Source organism: Clostridium formicaceticum (assembly GCF_001854185.1).
Classification (GTDB): Bacteria; Bacillota; Clostridia; order Peptostreptococcales; family Natronincolaceae; genus Andreesenella; species Andreesenella formicacetica.
The window spans coordinates 800959-818938 of sequence record NZ_CP017603.1 but is presented as its reverse complement, the minus strand read 5'-3'; the positions used below and the strand labels follow the sequence as shown (position 1 = coordinate 818938).

19 protein-coding genes and 2 other annotated features are annotated in these 17980 nt (G+C 36.6%); all 19 genes read left to right on the top strand.

Features of this window, described 5'->3' with window-relative positions; genetic code table 11:
• The first annotated feature begins 60 nt into the window (after positions 1-60).
• Entirely contained in the window at positions 61-927 is an 867-nt protein-coding gene (locus BJL90_RS03950; protein WP_070964363.1) for a DUF1002 domain-containing protein, read from the top strand.
• Between the two features lie 78 nt (positions 928-1005).
• A complete protein-coding gene (gltX, locus tag BJL90_RS03945) occupies positions 1006-2484 on the top strand; it encodes a glutamate--tRNA ligase (RefSeq protein WP_070964360.1) in 1479 nt (492 codons plus the stop codon).
• Positions 2485-2704, top strand: a binding site (T-box leader).
• Positions 2705-2755: 51 nt separating this feature from the next.
• Positions 2756-3436 (top strand): serine O-acetyltransferase, encoded by a 681-nt coding sequence (gene cysE, locus BJL90_RS03940; RefSeq protein WP_070964357.1) that lies wholly within the window; start codon positions 2756-2758, stop codon positions 3434-3436.
• Positions 3423-4817, top strand: coding sequence for a cysteine--tRNA ligase (cysS, locus tag BJL90_RS03935; protein WP_070964354.1), 1395 nt, complete (start codon positions 3423-3425; stop codon positions 4815-4817). The genes cysE and cysS overlap by 14 nt, the downstream gene beginning before the upstream one ends.
• A 51-nt stretch (positions 4818-4868) precedes the next feature.
• Entirely contained in the window at positions 4869-5309 is a 441-nt protein-coding gene (locus tag BJL90_RS03930; protein WP_070964350.1) for a Mini-ribonuclease 3, read from the top strand.
• Between the two features lie 15 nt (positions 5310-5324).
• Positions 5325-5690, top strand: a complete 366-nt coding sequence (locus BJL90_RS03925; RefSeq protein WP_070964348.1) for a hypothetical protein — start codon at positions 5325-5327, stop codon at positions 5688-5690.
• The gene (gene thyX / locus BJL90_RS03920) at positions 5687-6541 is read left to right on the top strand and encodes an FAD-dependent thymidylate synthase (RefSeq protein ID WP_070964345.1); all 855 of its coding nucleotides are present in this window, start codon (positions 5687-5689) and stop codon (positions 6539-6541) included. The genes BJL90_RS03925 and thyX overlap by 4 nt, the downstream gene beginning before the upstream one ends.
• A gap of 111 nt (positions 6542-6652) precedes the next feature.
• Positions 6653-7411 carry a 23S rRNA (guanosine(2251)-2'-O)-methyltransferase RlmB gene (gene rlmB / locus BJL90_RS03915; protein ID WP_070964343.1) on the top strand — a complete coding sequence of 253 codons (759 nt, stop codon included), beginning with the start codon at positions 6653-6655 and terminating at the stop codon, positions 7409-7411.
• 29 nt (positions 7412-7440) lie between these two features.
• On the top strand, positions 7441-7950 hold the full coding sequence (locus BJL90_RS03910; protein WP_070964341.1) for an NYN domain-containing protein: 510 nt from the start codon (positions 7441-7443) through the stop codon (positions 7948-7950).
• 94 nt (positions 7951-8044) lie between these two features.
• Complete coding sequence (sigH, locus tag BJL90_RS03905; protein ID WP_156778883.1) at positions 8045-8683, top strand: RNA polymerase sporulation sigma factor SigH; 639 nt, start codon at positions 8045-8047, stop codon at positions 8681-8683.
• Positions 8684-8882: 199 nt separating this feature from the next.
• The gene (tuf, locus tag BJL90_RS03900; RefSeq protein WP_070964306.1) at positions 8883-10076 is read left to right on the top strand and encodes an elongation factor Tu; all 1194 of its coding nucleotides are present in this window, start codon (positions 8883-8885) and stop codon (positions 10074-10076) included.
• Positions 10077-10359: 283 nt separating this feature from the next.
• Positions 10360-10509, top strand: coding sequence for a 50S ribosomal protein L33 (gene rpmG, locus BJL90_RS03895; protein ID WP_070964336.1), 150 nt, complete (start codon positions 10360-10362; stop codon positions 10507-10509).
• Positions 10510-10538: 29 nt separating this feature from the next.
• Positions 10539-10751 (top strand): preprotein translocase subunit SecE, encoded by a 213-nt coding sequence (secE, locus tag BJL90_RS03890; protein WP_070964332.1) that lies wholly within the window; start codon positions 10539-10541, stop codon positions 10749-10751.
• Positions 10752-10827: 76 nt separating this feature from the next.
• Positions 10828-11346, top strand: a complete 519-nt coding sequence (nusG, locus tag BJL90_RS03885) for a transcription termination/antitermination protein NusG (protein WP_070964330.1) — start codon at positions 10828-10830, stop codon at positions 11344-11346.
• Positions 11347-11404: 58 nt separating this feature from the next.
• Entirely contained in the window at positions 11405-11830 is a 426-nt protein-coding gene (gene rplK, locus BJL90_RS03880; RefSeq protein ID WP_044826538.1) for a 50S ribosomal protein L11, read from the top strand.
• A gap of 68 nt (positions 11831-11898) precedes the next feature.
• Positions 11899-12597: a 50S ribosomal protein L1 gene (gene rplA, locus BJL90_RS03875; RefSeq protein WP_070964329.1), complete on the top strand. Its 699-nt coding sequence runs from the start codon at positions 11899-11901 to the stop codon at positions 12595-12597.
• A 55-nt stretch (positions 12598-12652) separates the two neighbouring features.
• Positions 12653-12817, top strand: a sequence feature (ribosomal protein L10 leader region).
• 41 nt (positions 12818-12858) lie between these two features.
• Entirely contained in the window at positions 12859-13362 is a 504-nt protein-coding gene (gene rplJ, locus BJL90_RS03870; RefSeq protein ID WP_070964327.1) for a 50S ribosomal protein L10, read from the top strand.
• A gap of 51 nt (positions 13363-13413) precedes the next feature.
• The gene (gene rplL, locus BJL90_RS03865; RefSeq protein ID WP_070964324.1) at positions 13414-13779 is read left to right on the top strand and encodes a 50S ribosomal protein L7/L12; all 366 of its coding nucleotides are present in this window, start codon (positions 13414-13416) and stop codon (positions 13777-13779) included.
• 424 nt (positions 13780-14203) lie between these two features.
• On the top strand, positions 14204-17968 hold the full coding sequence (gene rpoB / locus BJL90_RS03860) for a DNA-directed RNA polymerase subunit beta (RefSeq protein ID WP_070964321.1): 3765 nt from the start codon (positions 14204-14206) through the stop codon (positions 17966-17968).
• The last annotated feature ends 12 nt before the right edge of the window (positions 17969-17980 follow it).

The following is a 17980-nucleotide window of genomic DNA, read 5'->3' as shown; positions in this document are numbered from 1 at the left end:
GTATATTTATATTATGACGTGGTAAAATATAGAAACATGAGGTTGTTGGAGGGATAAAGTATGAAGAAGAAAAAACGCATTAGTATGATTGTGTTTTGTTTATTGTTAACTACATTGATTAGCTATGGGAGTCAGCAGGTTGTTGTTACGTTAGGGAATGACTTGAATCAGCAGCAGCGGAAACAAATGCTAGAATTGTTTGGGGTAGAGGAAGGAAGTATAAAAATTTTAGTTGTCACAAATCAGGAAGAAAGGACATATCTAGAGGGTCTTGCTACGGAAAGACAAATCGGAACCCGAGCTATTTCTTCAGCTTATATTGAGGATCTTCAACAAGGAGAAGGTATTTCGGTAGAAACCTACAATATTACATGGGTTACAGAAGAGATGATTATGAATGCTTTGGTGACTGCTGGTGTAACAAACGCAAAAGTGGTAGCAGCATCTCCTTTTGAAGTATCGGGTACAGCAGCTTTAACGGGGATACTTAAAGGTTTTGAAGAGATTACGGGAGAAGCCATTAGTGAAGAGCAAAAGCAAGTTGCCAATGAAGAAATGATTAAAACTGCTGAGTTAGGAGAAAAAATAGGTAAGGATGAGGCAAGTACACTGATTAGAGAAATAAAAGAAGTTATTGTTGAAAAAAGAATTCGAGAGCCAGAGGAAATAAAAAGAGTTGTCATAGAAATTGCAGGACAACTAAATATCCGTCTGACAGAGGGGCAAATAGAAGAGATTACCAAATTAATGGAAGGAATCACAAGGCTAAACCTTAATACAGAAGTAATTCGTCAACAACTGCATGGCATAGGTCGACAGTTAAGGGATATTTCTAGAGAGAATCAGCAAGTGCAGTCTTTTCTGCAAAGAATCATTGAAATGCTAAGGAGTATAGTAGAATCCATATTGGGCATATTTTCAAGTTGAAGAAAACTGGCTTGATACGTTGTAGATAATAGTTTATAATAAATGAGTATAGACGGGAAAATAGGAGGTTAATAGATTATGTCGGTAAGGGTGAGATTTGCTCCAAGTCCTACTGGATTTGTTCATATAGGTAGTTTGAGAACGGCGTTATATAACTATTTGCTGGCAAAAAAGTACGGTGGTCAATATATTTTAAGGATTGAAGATACTGATCAAAGTCGTTATGTGGAAGGTGCTATTGAGAACCTATTACAGTCAATGGACTGGGCTGGTGTTTTACATGACGAAGGCATTACCTTAGAGAAGGGGAACCTAGTAGAGACGGGAGAATATGGGCCCTATGTTCAATCAAAACGCCTAGATATTTACAAAAAATATATTCAAATTCTTTTAGATAGTGGGGATGCCTATTATTGTTTTTGCTCTAAAGAAAGATTAGACGAGGTAAGAGAAAAGCAAAAAGCATTAGGTCTTACTGCTAAGTATGATGGACATTGTAAAAGCTTGACAAAAGAAGAAGTTCAAAGAAAAATAGAAGCAGGAGAAGAATATGTAATTCGTTTGAAGCTTCCATCAAATAAGGATATAGAAATTAACGATGTCATTAGAGGTAAAGTGGTGGTTAATACAGAGGAAGTGGATGATCAGGTTTTGATTAAATCTGACGGTTTTCCCACCTATCACTTCGCTGTAGTAGTGGATGATTATTTAATGAAGATTACGCATGTAATTCGAGGAGAGGAATGGTTGCCCTCTACGCCTAAGCACGTTTATCTATATGAAGTATTAGGTTGGGAGGCGCCACAATTTGTACATTTGCCTAATATTTTAAATACAGAAAAGAAAAAGCTAAGTAAACGTCAAGGAGATGTGTCGGTAGAAGATTTTATGAAAAAGGGATATCTACCGGAGGCTTTGGTGAATTACATTGCATTAATAGGATGGAGCCCGGAAGAAAATCGAGAGGTTTTTTCGATGAAGGAGCTAGAAGAAGCTTTTTCTCTAGAACGAGTATCTAAAAGTGGTGGGGTGTTTGATGTAAATAAACTAAACTGGATGAATAACCATTACATCAAAGAGAGTCCTATCGAAAGAATTACAGACTTAGCCATTCCTTATTTAATTGAGGCGGGGTATATTGTTAAAGAAGAAGTTGAAGAAAAATATGATTGGTTAAAGGATATGGTTTCTGTTTTTCAGGATGGATTGGATTACATGAAGGAGATTGTTGAAAAGGTAGAAGTCTTCTTTAAAGCTGAATTTAAACCTGAAGATGAAGAAGCTGAAGCTATATTAAAGCTGGAGCATATAGAGGAATTATTAGAGATATTTTATGCAAAAATAGAAGAAGAAGAAGTGATCAATCAAGAAATTGCCAAAAAAATATTTAAGCAGATTCAAAAAGAAAAAGGCATTAAAGGACCTAATTTATTCAAGCCGATTCGTGCAACGCTTACAGGTAAGGTACACGGACCGGATCTTCCACTAATGATTCAAGTACTAGGGAAACAGGACATCCTGTCCCGCATACAATATGTAAAGCAAAACTTTATATAGAAAAAGACATTGAACAGGAGAAGTAAGTTCACACTGCTTTAGTTAGAGAGGAATCATCATAGGCTGGAAATGGTTCTAAAGTATAGGTGAATTGAAGTGCCCCTGGGAGTCATTGCTTGAAGGAGAGTAGGGTAAATCGGGAGGTCCCGTTACAGACTAAAAGGGGAATGAACTTTTTCATTCAACCAGAGTGGAACCGCGGAAAAACTTCGTCTCTGTCATTGTGCAGACGAAGTTTTTTATTTTATTAATTTAAGAAAGGGAGATGAATATGAAGGGATTTTTTAAAACAATAAGAGAGGATATTGATGCTATTTTTGAAAGGGATCCGGCGGCTCAAAATGTTTTAGAAGTAATGTTGTGTTATCCTGGCTTACATGCTATTATTATTCATCGTGTTTCCCACGCATTATTCAAAAGAGGGTTTGTTATATTGCCTAGATTTATATCGAATATAGCGAGATTCCTTACGGGTATTGAAATCCATCCAGGAGCCAAAATAGGAAGAAAGGTGTTTATTGATCATGGTACAGGGGTGGTTATCGGTGAAACTACAGAAATTGGTGACAATGTAACCATCTATCAGGGAGCTACTTTGGGAGGAACGGGAAAAGATAAAGGAAAAAGGCACCCTACTATTGGTAACAATGTTGTTATTTCCTGTGGTGCTAAGGTGCTAGGTCCTTTTAAAATAGGAGATAATTCTAAAATAGGCGCAGGTTCAGTGGTACTAAAAGAAGTGCCCTCTGATTGTACAGTAGTTGGTGTACCGGGTCAAATTGTTATTAAAGAAAATAAAAAAATTCGAAGTGTTCATAATGAAATAGATCTAGAACATGGTAAATTGCCGGATCCTGTTGCAGAAGAATTAAGCTGTCTACAAAGACGAATTATAGAACTAGAAAAAAAGATAGGAGAAATGGAAGGGAGAAGTAAAAGTGAAGTTATATAATACATTAACAAGAAAAAAGGAAGTGTTTATCCCAATAACCCCTGGAGAAATAAAAATGTATGCCTGTGGTCCTACGGTATATAACTATTTTCACATAGGGAATGCTAGAACTTTTATGGTCTTTGATGCCTTGAGAAGGTACTTTAAGTATAGGGACTATAAAGTGACCTTTGTCCAGAACTTTACTGATATCGATGATAAAATCATAAAAAGAGCTCAGGAGGAAAATATTTCTGCTAAACAAGTAAGTGAAAAGTACATTCAGGAATATTTTAAGGATGCTGAAAGTTTAGGCGTTGAAAAAGCAGATATACATCCAAAGGTTACGGAAAATGTACAGGAAATTATAGCGTTTATTCAAGCATTGATAGAAAAAGGATTCGCTTATGAAGTTGAAGGGGACGTATATTATGATGTATCAAAATTTAGAGATTATGGAAAACTATCAAAACAAAGTTTGAAGGATCTGCAGTCTGGGGCACGTATAGAAGTCAATGAAAGTAAGAAAAATGCCTTAGACTTTGCTTTATGGAAGGCGACAAAACCAGATGAGCCTAGTTGGGAAAGTCCTTGGGGACTAGGACGTCCTGGGTGGCATATCGAATGTTCTGCTATGGCGCAAAAGTATTTAGGAAAAACAATTGATATTCATGGCGGTGGCGGTGACTTGATTTTTCCTCACCATGAAAATGAAATTGCTCAAAGCGAAGCTTGTACAGGAGCACCCTTTGCTAATTACTGGTTGCATGTAGGTTATTTAAATATAGACAATAAAAAGATGTCAAAGTCCTTAAATAACTTTTTTACGCCTAGAGAGATCGCTGAAGAGTTTGACTTAGAAAGTTTAAGATTTTTTATGCTTTCGGCTCACTATCGTAATCCTTTAAACTTTAGCAGAGATTTATTAACATCCGCAGAAACGGCTCTTGAAAGATTATATAATGCTAAAAGTAACCTTCAGCATCTATTGGAGAATACAGAGGAAAAAACTTTGACACAGGAAGAAGAGCAATTGCAGAAAGAACTTCTTAGCTATAGAGAAAAGTTTGTTGAAGTAATGGATGATGATTTTAATACTGCTGATGGTATTGCGGTTATTTTTGACATGGTAAGGGACATGAATAGTTATTTAAGCGGAAGCACCTCTAAAACATTAATTCAAGCTGCATTTGAACTGCTAATGGAATTGACAGGCGTGCTGGGTTTATTACAAAAGAAAGAGGAAAACATAGATCAAGAAATAGAGGAATTGATTTCAAAACGTCAACAGGCAAGAAAGGAAAAAAATTATCAATTAGCAGACGAAATAAGGGATCAACTTAAGTGTATGGGAATTGTTTTGGAGGATACACCTCAAGGTATAAAATGGAAAAGGGTCTAAAGGTTTGCTAAATGCAATGGATTATTTTATGATAGTAATAGGAGAGACATTATGGTGAAGAATTTATTAGAAAAAATGGTTAATGGTGGGGAAGTAAAAACAGAGAAGGAAGTAAAAATGATGGCACCATTAACCTTGGCCTATATGGGGGATGCTGTATTTGAAGCTTTTATCCGCAATTATCTTATTCTTAAAGGAAGTGTTGCGGTAAAGGAACTCCATAAAAATGCTATACGGTATGTAAAGGCAAAGGCACAAGCAGAAATCATCCATGAGCTAGAAAAGGAACTAACCCAGGAAGAATGGGGGATTGTAAAAAAAGGAAGAAATCAAAAATCTGCTTCAACCCCCAAAAATGCTGACCTTATAGATTATAAGTATGCTACAGGTTTTGAGACACTATTAGGCTATTTATTCTATAGGGGAAGCGTCGATCGTTTGATAGAGATTATGGAAAAATCTGTAGAAATCATTAATAGAAATAAAGGTTAGAAAGAGGAGGATATTGTGAATAAACGGGGACAAGCAATGTTCATGGTAACGTTATTTTTGCTAGCTATTTTGATAGCCAAGTCCCTGTGGTTTGATCCTGTAGGGGTATTGGAGGGAGATAGAGAAAAATATCAACTTTTTGCTTTTCAGGTGGCTCCGTTACAAAATACAAGTTTACTGGAGCGGGGGGGCCTACTTACCTATAGCGTCATCTATGTCTTAAAAGAAAGTGAAGAAGGTAATACTAAGATTATGTATAAGGAAGATAAAGCGTGGCTTACTGAAGAGTTAAAAGGACAATATAGAGCTAAAGTAAGGGCGTATATTTTTCGCGTGATACCAATAAAGGATATTTATGTACAAGGGGGTTTGCAAGAATGAAAACAACGCTAAGATTAAAGTTATTGGCATATACACCAAATCCTGATGCAGTTGTAGCAAAAGGAGGTAAGCTTTGCTATTATCCAGGAGGTATTGAGGAATTAGAAGAAGGTTTGACGGAGGAAAAAATAAGTAAATTTGTAACGATGTTGGCGGAAATGGAACATGAGTCTCCCCTAGAGCATGCTGTATTTACCTTCGGCATAGAAGGTGTTTCAAGAAGTTTGACGCATCAACTGGTTCGACATAGATTAGCCAGTTATAGTCAAAAGTCTCAAAGATATGTTTCGGAAGGTAGTTTTGAGTATGTGATGCCTAAAGATATAAGCGACAACGAAGAAGCAAAGAAGGTCTTTGTTAAGGCGATGGAAAATGCCCAAGAGGCCTATGACAAAATTACAGAAGAACTATTGGCAGAAAAAATCAAGACATTTTATAAAGGAAAAAAACAAACAATAGATGAGGAGAAGGCAGGTTTATTACAGGAGATAAAAATCATGGGGAATCAAGAAGTGATTCAACATTGTAAAAAACACTTCAAAAGAGATTATAGTAGACTAGAAAAACTTTCTATAGAGAATGCCCGAGCAGTTTTACCCAATGCTTGTGAGACGAAAATCATTGTTACTATGAACGCCAGAATATTATTACACTTTTTCAAGAAACGCTGCTGTAGCCGGGCGCAGGAAGAAATAAGAGACTTAGCTACCGAAATGTTGAAATTAGTAAAGACAGTAGCGCCTAATATCTTTAAGTATGCTGGACCTGCTTGTCTCCATGATGTTTGTCCAGAAGGGGATATGACTTGTGGGAGAATCAAAGAGGTTAGAGAGCAATTTGGTCAGATGTGATCAGTGAGTAGGCTGGTTTTGTAAAGAGAAGAAAAGTCCCTCTAGCCCTGGTGGTAGAGGGACTAAGATTCCTAAGGAACAAGGGAAAAACTAGGATAAGCATAAGAGGTGATGAAGGAAGTGGCAAATAATCAGGTAGAGGGAAGAAATCCTGTTATAGAGGCTTTGAAATCTCATAGAGAGATTGATAAAATACTGGTTGCTAAAGGTGCGAAAGAAGGCTCTATTCAAAAAATAATAGCAATGGCAAAAGATAGAGGGATTCTAGTTCAGTATGTGGAGCGACAAAAACTTAATGAAGTATCGGAATCTGATAACCATCAAGGTGTCATAGCGATAGCAGCAGCTTATAAATATAGTGATTTAGAAGATATACTAGAAACAGCAAAAGCTAGAGGCGAGAAACCTTTTGTTTTACTATTGGATGAAATTACAGACCCTCACAATCTGGGATCCATCATGAGGACTGCTGACGCTGTAGGGGCGCATGGGATAATTATACCAAAGAGACGTTCAGTAGGTCTTACTGCTACTGTAGCAAAGACCTCTGCTGGAGCGATTGAGTATGTACCTGTAGCAAAAGTCTCTAATATCGCACAAACCATAGATAAGCTTAAGGAGGAAGGGTTATGGATAGCGGGGGCAGATTTAGGAGGAGAAAGCCAGCATTTCGATGCAGACTTTACCAGTGCAATCGCTTTGGTTATTGGTAGTGAAGGAAAGGGTATATCTAGGCTTATTAGAGAAAAATGTGACTTTTTAGTGACAATACCAATGGTAGGAAAGGTAGCCTCATTAAACGCCTCTGTAGCAGCTGCCACATTGATGTATGAAGTGTTTAGGCAGAGAAACAATTATGGCTGCAAATAGCGGTGGTCCATGAGGATGGAGGAAAAGCTTTGAAGGAGTATTTAATCATAGATGGGTACAATGTAATCAATGGATGGTCTGAATTAAAAAGGCTAGCAGAAGAAAGTTTAGAAGAAGCAAGAATAGAGCTGGTTGAAAGAATGGCAGAATATCAAAGCTGCAAAGGAGTTCATGTTGTTATTGTTTTTGACGCCCATATGGTAAAGGGGACGATGGAGAAGACGGAAACTGTAAAAGGAATAAAAGTAGTTTTTACAAAGGAAAGAGAAACTGCTGATAGTTATATTGAAAAATTTATTGTGCAGCTATCTAAAAGACATCGTGCTGCAGTAGTAACGAATGATTGGGCAGAACAGCAAGTGGTGTTAGGAGGAGGAGCTACTAGAATTTCCGTTAGGGAGCTAATTATTGACTATAGCGCAATAAAAAATAATATTCAAAGAAAAACAGAGATTTTGCAACAACAAAAAGATTCTCTATCTAATCGAATTGATCCGTTAGTTTTAGAAAAGCTTGAAAAATTCAGACGAAGATCATGAAATTTCTTGACTTAACATAATATGGTAGGTTATAATAGTAGCAAAGTTTTTGGAGTTTTTACAAAACGGTGTGGAGGCGATATGTGTGGGCGTTGTGGTAGCAAAAAGAGAAGAATCTATAGAAGAGAACGATTTGCTAGACGAAACGATCGTAGAAGCTGCAAAAAATGGAGAGAGACAGGCTGTAGAGCTGTTAATTAAAAAATACAAAAATTTTGTGCGCTCTAAGGCGAGGTCTTACTTTTTGATAGGAGCAGACCGTGAGGACATTATACAGGAGGGTATGATAGGACTTTATAAGGCGATTAGAGACTATAAACCGGACAAGCTTTCATCCTTCAAGGCATTTGCAGAGTTATGCATTACAAGGCAGATTATTACAGCAATTAAAACTGCTACTAGACAAAAACATATTCCGTTAAATTCTTATGTTTCCTTAAACAAACCTATTTATGATGAAGAATCTGATAGGACCCTACTGGATGTTATTTCTGGACATAAGATAACAGATCCAGAAGAGCTAATGATTTGTAAAGAAGAATTGGTTCATATTGAAGGGAAAATAGGAGAGATATTAAGCGACTTAGAGTGTAGGGTGTTGATGTTGTATCTTCAAGGCAGGTCTTACCAAGAAATCGCTTATGACTTAAAACGACATGTAAAGTCTATCGACAATGCATTGCAAAGAGTAAAAAGAAAGCTAGAAAGATATTTAGAAATAAGATATACTTAAAGTGAATTTTAGCAAGCGTATAGAATCTTATTGACAAGAGCACTGTCAAATAGTAAAATGATTAGCGGATAGTTTTTGTAAAAATAATAAGTGAAATAATATAAATCGAAGGTAATTTATCCTACGAAGTTCAGTAGAAACACTAGGGATAGTGTACATACAACTACTGTAATTATTTAAAAACGAGGAGGAGTAAAAAATGGCAAAAGCAAAATTTGAAAGAAATAAGCCCCATGTAAACATAGGAACAATAGGACACGTTGACCATGGTAAAACAACATTAACAGCAGCGATTACAATGACATTAAACAAAAGATTAGGAACAGGATCAGCAGTAGCCTTTGACCAAATCGATAAAGCACCAGAAGAAAGAGAAAGAGGAATCACAATTTCAACAGCACACGTTGAGTACGAAACAAACAACAGACACTATGCTCACGTAGACTGCCCAGGCCATGCTGACTATGTAAAAAACATGATTACAGGAGCAGCACAAATGGACGGAGCGATCCTGGTAGTATCAGCAGCGGACGGTCCAATGCCACAAACAAGAGAGCATATCCTACTATCAAGACAGGTAGGTGTACCATACATCGTAGTATTCATGAACAAATGCGATATGGTAGATGATGAAGAATTATTAGAATTAGTAGAAATGGAAATCAGAGACTTATTAAACGAATATGAATTTCCAGGAGATGACACACCAGTAATCAAGGGATCAGCATTACAAGCATTAAATGATCCAGATAGTGATTGGGGAACAAAGATTGTAGAAATGTTTGAAATCATCGATGAATACATTCCACAACCAGAAAGAGATATTGACAAGCCATTCTTAATGCCAGTAGAGGACGTATTCTCAATTACAGGTAGAGGAACAGTTGCAACAGGAAGAGTAGAAAGAGGCGTAGTAAAAGTACAGGACGAAGTAGAATTAGTAGGTTTAGCAGAAGAATCAAGAAAGTTAGTAGTAACAGGGGTAGAAATGTTCAGAAAGTTACTAGATCAAGCAGAAGCAGGAGACAACGTAGGGGTATTACTAAGAGGTATCCAGAGAACAGAAATCGAAAGAGGACAAGTATTAGCAAAGCCTGGTACAATCAAGCCTCACACAAAATTTAAGGCGGAAGTATACGTATTAAAGAAAGAAGAAGGTGGAAGACATACACCATTCTTTGATGGATACAGACCACAATTTTATTTTAGAACAACAGACGTAACAGGAAGCATCAAATTACCAGAGGGAACAGAAATGGTAATGCCAGGAGATAACATTACAATGGAAATCGAATTAATTAGCCCAATCGCTACAGAAGAAGGTTTAAGATTCGCTATCCGTGAAGGTGGAAGAACTGTAGGTGCTGGTGTAGTTGCTTCTATTATTGAATAATATTTAGCAAGGTTAAATTGAAGGACTAGGGGTGGTCTAGTCCTTCGTTTTTCATAGAATCTTTGCATAGAAAATGTAAGATCGTTGTAGAAATGGGCATAATGAAAATAAACAAAATCTTTCATCTAGATTTGTCAGGTAAAATCCTATTTTTTCGTTGACATAAAAATAAAAATATGATAGATTTTATTAGGTGACAACTGGATAATGGAAGACATCTATGCCATATACTCATAAATTAATGGAATCCTTTGAGGGTTGTGCTTTATAGGAGGTGTAACCGGTGCGTGTAAAAATCACACTAGCATGTACAGAATGCAAGCAAAGAAACTACAATACAACAAAAAACAAGAAAAACAATCCCGATCGTATGGAAATGAAAAAGTACTGCAAGTTTTGTAGAAGCCATACAGCTCACAAAGAAACAAAATAACAAACTTGGCAAAAGGAAGTGAAGTCGAAATGACTACTCAAGCAAACACCAATACAAAAGCCGGAAGCCTTGGGAAATACTTAAGAGGTGTAAAGTCTGAGCTAAAAAAAGTAAACTGGCCTAATGGAGAAGAGTTAAAAAACAACACCAGTGTTGTTATAGCTTCATGTTTATTGGCAACAATTTTACTATGGGCGTTAGATACATTTTTTGGTTTTGGATTAAATTTAATTATTAAATAATACTTATTAAGTTAAAAGGAGGGGAGAGTAATCTATCTATAGAATATAACTAAGAAAAGATAGATACTCCTTATATATGTCCCAAGAGATAAGATGGTATGTCGTTCATACCTATTCAGGTTATGAAAACAAAGTAAAAGTAAACATTGAGAAAATGGTTGCCAACAGAGGTATGGAGGACTTTATATTAGAAATCAAGGTGCCTACAGAAGAAAAAGTAGAAATAAAAAATGGCAAGAAGAAAACAAAAGAAACGAAACTGTTTCCAGGTTATGTATTGATCAAAATGATTATGACAGATGAAACCTGGTATATAGTGAGAAACACCCGTGGTGTTACTGGGTTTGTTGGGCCTAGTTCTAAACCTATACCACTAACAGATGCAGAAGTAAGGTCAATGGGTGTGGAGGAAGTGCGTCAAGAAATTGATATGAAGGTTGGCGATACGGTAAGAGTCATTTCAGGTCCTTTTGAAAGTTTTATAGGTACAATTGAGCATGTTAACTTGGAAAAAGAAACATTTAAAGTACTCATATCCATGTTTGGCAGAGAGACGCCTGTAGAATTAGAATTTTCACAGGTAGAATCACTGTAAAAGTACGAAAACAATACAATTTAAACATTAGATCCACAATGATGAGGAGGTGGAAAACATGGCAAAAAAGGTTGTAGGACAAATCAAATTACAAATTCCTGCAGGAAAAGCTACACCAGCACCACCAGTTGGGCCTGCATTAGGACAACATGGTGTAAATATCATGGGATTCTGTAAGGAATTCAACGCTAAAACAGCTGAACAAGCTGGCTTAATTATTCCAGTTGTTATTTCTGTTTATCAAGATAGATCTTTTACTTTCATCACGAAAACACCACCAGCTGCGGTTTTAATTAAAAAAGCAGTAGGGATTGAGACAGCATCAGGTGAACCTAATAAAAAGAAAGTAGCGAAGATTTCTAAGGATAAATTAAGAGAAATCGCTGAATTGAAAATGCCTGACTTAAATGCTAACACTGTTGAAGCAGCAATGAATATGATTGCTGGAACAGCTAGAAGTATGGGTATAGAAGTAGAAGCTTAGACGTATTGAATTTTAGTGGACAGTAACGTGGGAGGAATAAACCGATAATACCACAAGGAGGTTACAAAATGCCAAAAAGAAGCAAAAAATATCAAGAGGCTATGAAGCTTGTTGATAAAACCAAATTATATGATTTAAAAGAAGCTGTTGAGACTGTAAAAAAGACAGCAACAGCTAAGTTTGATGAAACTGTAGAACTTCATGTAAAATTAGGTGTAGATTCAAGACATGCAGATCAGCAAGTAAGAGGAGCTGTTGTGTTACCACATGGAACAGGTAAGACAGTAAAAGTTCTTGTGTTCGCAAAGGGTGAAAAAGCTACAGAAGCTGAAAAAGCCGGAGCTGACTATGTTGGTGCTGATGACTTAGTAGCAAAAATTCAAGGTGAAAACTGGTTTGATTTTGATGTGGTTGTTGCTACTCCTGATATGATGGGTGTAGTAGGTAGATTAGGTAGGGTGTTGGGACCTAAAGGATTAATGCCAAACCCTAAATCTGGAACTGTTACTTTCGATTTAGAAAAAGCGGTTAAAGAGATTAAAGCTGGTAAAGTTGAATATAGATTAGATAAAACCAACATTATTCACGTGCCAATTGGAAAAGTGTCTTTCCAAGATGATCAGTTATCTGATAACCTTAGAGCAATATTAGGAGCCATTGTTAAGGCAAAGCCTGCGGCTGCAAAAGGACAATATTTAAAAAGTATTGCACTAACCAGCACAATGGGACCAAGTATAAAAATAAGTCCTAACAAAGTTGTTGAATAAATTTCAATAAAACACTTGACATAAATTTAGTATACTGATAATATTATATACGCTGTTAAAAACGAATATTTTGCCGTAGACAGTAGGTGCATTGCTTAATATCCTACCGAGGTTTTGTATAAATAAAGCCAATATACAACAACGAATGATTGTATGTTATATAAAGCTTTAAAACAAAGACCTCTTTGTCTATAGACAAGAGGTCTTTGTTTTTAGCAGGATAAGACAGTGCTCATAAATGTAAAGGAGGTGGACATTCGGATGTCAAAAGCTGTTGAAACGAAAAAGGAAATTGTAGCAGAAATTACTGAAAAATTTCAAAAATCTACTGCAGCAGTTGTAGTTGATTATAGAGGTTTAAAGGTAGAAGAAGTTACAGAGCTAAGAAGAAAGTTCAGAGAAGCAGGGGTTGAGTACAAGGTATACAAAAATACCATGATGAGAAGAGCTGCTGAAAATGCTGGCATGGAAGAGCTGGTAAAGGAACTAATAGGACCAAATGCTGTAGCTTTTAGTTATGATGATCCTATAGCTCCAGCTAAAATAGCCAATGAGTTTGCAAAAACCCATAAAAACTTAGAATTAAGAGTAGGTATTGTTGAAGGGGCTTTTTATAATGAAGACAAACTGAAAGAGCTTGCTGATGTACCAGCAAGAGAAGTGCTTATTGCTAAGCTTCTTGGTAGCTTAAAGGCTCCAGTTTCTAATCTTGCTTACCTTCTTCAAGCGATTGCAGATAAAAAAGAAGCTGAAGGACAAGCGTAAATTTATAGTAAAACACAAAAATATTAATTAAAAAATTCGGAGGTGCTTATAATGACAATCGAACAGATCTTAGAAGCGATTGAGAATATGAAAGTATTAGAGTTAAATGAATTAGTAAAAGCAGCAGAAGAAAAGTTTGGTGTATCCGCAGCTGCTCCAGTAGTAGTAGGTGGCGCAGTAGCAGGTGCAGCGGCAGAAGAAGAAAAAACAGAATTTGATGTGATTTTAGCTAGTGCAGGTGCATCTAAAATCGGCGTAATCAAAGTAGTAAGAGAAATTACAGGTTTAGGTTTAAAAGAAGCTAAAGAATTAGTAGACAATGCTCCAAAGCCACTTAAAGAAGGCATAGCTAAAGAAGAAGCTGAAGCTATGAAGGCTAAGTTAGAAGAAGCAGGTGCAGTAGTAGAAGTTAAGTAGTCTTAGGTAGTACTATAAATATAAAAAGGGACTTCGTCGATCGAAGGACCTTTTTATATATTTTTGATATCTAGGTAATGCATCTTTCAGTTTTTAGGAGACAGCTCCGCAAAAAGGAATTTAAGGTTGGAATTAAGGTTAAGTTACAAACTTAATTTTAACTTCAACCTTAATTTTAAAAAAGTATAATAAATATTGACAAATCCTAAAAGGCTATGATAAAATTATATATTGCAGCAATGTATTTAATTGTAAATATTGTATAAAAATATAAACGAATGTCAATAGTATTATATAGTGAAATGTTAAAAAAAGTCAAAAGTGGAATATATGCATTTTTTGACTTTTTAAAATAAAGCTATGCCTTATCTGAAAAAGTTATTGCTGTGTTGTTTTTACTTTATTACGAGGAGTGAATATTAATATGCCACATCCTGTCGAAGTTGGTAAGAAAGTTAGAATGAGCTATTCACAAATTGACGAAGTTGTCGACATGCCCAACCTCATCGAGCTTCAAAAAGAGTCCTACCAATGGTTTTTAGATGAAGGACTAAAAGAAGTATTCAATGATATTTCCCCTATAGAAGATTATACTGGTAATCTAATTTTAGAGTTTGTAGATTATTCTTTAGATGAAAATATTAAGTATGATGTAGAGGAATCAAAGGAACGAGATGTTACCTATGCTGCTCCTTTGAAAGTAAAAGTAAGATTGATCAATAAAGAAACAGGGGAAGTAAAAGAGCAGGAAGTATTCATGGGGGATTTTCCTATCATGACGGATACGGGAACCTTTATTATTAATGGGGCTGAAAGGGTTATTGTCAGTCAACTAGTTCGATCTCCTGGCGTATATTACAGTAGAGAATTTGACAAAACTGGAAAGCCACTTTTTTCATCTACTGTTATCCCAAATAGGGGAGCTTGGTTAGAATATGAGACGGACTCAAATGATGTTGTTTCAGTCAGAATAGATCGTACACGTAAACAACCTGTCACTGTACTTTTGAGAGCTTTAGGTTACGGAAACGATCAACAAATTAAAGATTTGTTGGGAGAAGATGAACGTCTTCTTGCTACTTTAGAAAAAGATAATACCAAGAATACTGATGAGGGATTATTAGAAATCTATAAAAAGTTGAGACCGGGAGAGCCGCCTACTGTAGAAAGTGCTACCTCTTTATTAAATTCTTTATTCTTTGATCCAAAGCGGTATGATCTAGCAAAGGTAGGTAGGTATAAATTAAATAAAAAGCTATCCTTGGCGAATAGGATTCTGAATAAGAAGGCAGCAGAAAATGTGGTAAACCCTATCACTGGTGAAATCTTAGTAGAAGAGGGACAAAAAATTGATCGAGATACATCTGTGGCCATACAAAATGCTGGAATTAATGTAGTGACTGTGTATTCTGAAGAACAGAAGGCTGTAAAAGTGTTGGGTAACCACTTTGTTGACATAAGGACGCATGTTACCTTTAATATAGATGATCTTAAAATTAAGGAAAAAGTATATTATCCGTTGTTAAAAGAAATATTAGATACCTTTAAAACAGAAGAAGAAATTAAGGAAGCTATAAAAGATAAAAAAAGGGAGCTAATACCGAAACATGTGATCGTTTCAGATATTATTGCATCCATTAATTATATATTTAACTTGGCCCATGATATAGGAAATATCGATGATATTGACCACTTGGGCAATAGAAGGCTACGTTCGGTAGGTGAATTGTTGCAAAATCAATTTAGGATTGGTTTATCTCGAATGGAAAGAGTGGTTAAAGAGAGGATGACAATTCAGGATGTAGAGCTTGTTACACCCCAGGCCTTAATTAACATCCGTCCAGTAGCAGCTTCTATAAAGGAGTTTTTTGGGAGTTCCCAGTTATCGCAGTTTATGGATCAAACGAATCCATTGGCGGAATTAACCCATAAGAGAAGACTTTCAGCACTTGGGCCAGGGGGGCTTTCTAGAGAAAGAGCAGGTTTCGAGGTAAGGGACGTGCATCACTCTCATTATGGTAGAATGTGCCCTATTGAAACGCCTGAAGGACCCAATATCGGACTAATTAACTCTTTAAGTACATACGCAAGAGTAAATGAATACGGATTTATTGAAGCTCCTTATAGAAAAGTAGACTTAAAGAGAATGGTGGTCACCAATGATATAGAGTATCTTACGGCTGATGAAGAGGATCTATTTATTGTTGCACAGGCCAATGAACCACTGGATGAAGAAGGACGTTTTGTAAATAAAAGAGTAACCACAAGAACACGATTTGGTGCAATAGATGTTGTGCCATATAATGAAGTAGATTATATGGATGTATCGCCAAAACAGGTGGTTTCGGTGGCTACTGCCATGATTCCCTTCTTAGAAAATGACGATGCCAACCGTGCCTTAATGGGCTCTAACATGCAACGGCAAGCTGTTCCGCTATTAATCACCAATGCACCAATTATTGGTACTGGAATGGAATATAAGGCAGCCAAGGATTCTGGTGTTGTTGTAGTAGCTAAAAATAGTGGGGTTGTTGATAGGGTTTCTGCTAATGAAATTATTATCAAAACAGAGGATGGGAAAAAGGACAGATATAAGCTTTTGAAATTTAAAAGATCAAATCAGGGAACTTGTATTAATCAAAGACCTATCGTTAGTAAAGGAGAAGTGATTAAAGCAGGTGATGTTATTGCTGATGGACCGTCAACAGACCAAGGTGAAATAGCATTAGGTAGAAATTGTCTTATCGGTTTTATGACATGGGAGGGTTATAACTACGAAGATGCTATTTTAATTAATGAAAAATTGGTAGAAGAAGATGCTTTAACTTCTATTCATATTGAAGAGTATGAGGCGGATGCTAGAGATACTAAGCTAGGTCCTGAAGAAATTACGCGAGATATTCCTAATGTAGGTGAAGATGCCTTGAAGGATTTAGATGAAAGAGGCATTATTCGTATAGGCGCTGAAGTGCAGTCGGGAGATATTCTAGTAGGTAAAGTAACACCGAAGGGTGAAACCGAGTTAACGGCTGAGGAACGACTGCTAAGAGCAATATTTGGTGAAAAAGCTAGAGAAGTAAGGGACACTTCTTTAAAGGTACCCCATGGTGAATCAGGAATTATTGTAGATATCAAAGTATTTACGCGAGAAAACGGAGATGAACTGCCTCCAGGGGTTAATGAATTAGTAAGAGTATACATCGCTAAAAAGAGAAAAATAAACGTTGGAGACAAAATGGCTGGGCGTCATGGAAACAAAGGGGTTATCTCAAGGGTATTGCCTCAAGAAGATATGCCTTTCTTGGCGGATGGAACACCTTTGGAGATTGTATTAAATCCTCTAGGGGTACCTTCTCGTATGAATATCGGGCAGGTACTAGAAATTCATTTGGGGTTGGCAGCTAAGGCATTAGGCTGGAAGGTTGCTACGCCAGTGTTCGATGGTGCTAATGAAGAAGATATTATGAACGCACTGGAAGAGGCGGGTTATCCTAGAAGCGGAAAACTGACCTTGTATGACGGAAGAACTGGAGAACCCTTTGATAACCCTGTTACAGTAGGTTATATGTATATGTTAAAACTGCATCATTTAGTTGACGATAAGATTCATGCTAGAAGTACTGGTCCTTACTCACTTGTTACGCAGCAGCCGCTGGGAGGGAAAGCACAGTTTGGCGGTCAGCGTTTTGGAGAGATGGAGGTTTGGGCATTGGAGGCTTATGGCGCTGCCTATACATTACAGGAAATCCTGACAGTGAAGTCTGATGATGTTGTAGGACGTGTTAAAACCTACGAATGTATTGTTAAAGGAGAGAATATCCCTGAGCCGGGGGTGCCAGAATCCTTTAAAGTACTTATAAAAGAACTACAAAGTTTGTGTTTGAATGTGAAGGTACTCTTGGAAGGTGAACAAGAAGTGGAAATTAAAGAGTCCATAGAGGACGATGTAGCTGACCTGAATATGGAACACGGTGATTTTCCATATTCGCCTGAAGATGAAGAAGGTGAAGAGCAAGATCAAGCGAATGATGAGGAAGAACAGGACAGTGAAGAAGAACAGGACAGTGAAGAAGATATAGAGATAGATATAGATGAAGACTACATTATAGAGGAAGAAGAACTACAAAAATCAGGATATAAAGATGAGTTTTTAGATGATTTTGATGGATACGATGATTATGAAGATTAAAAATTTAATAAA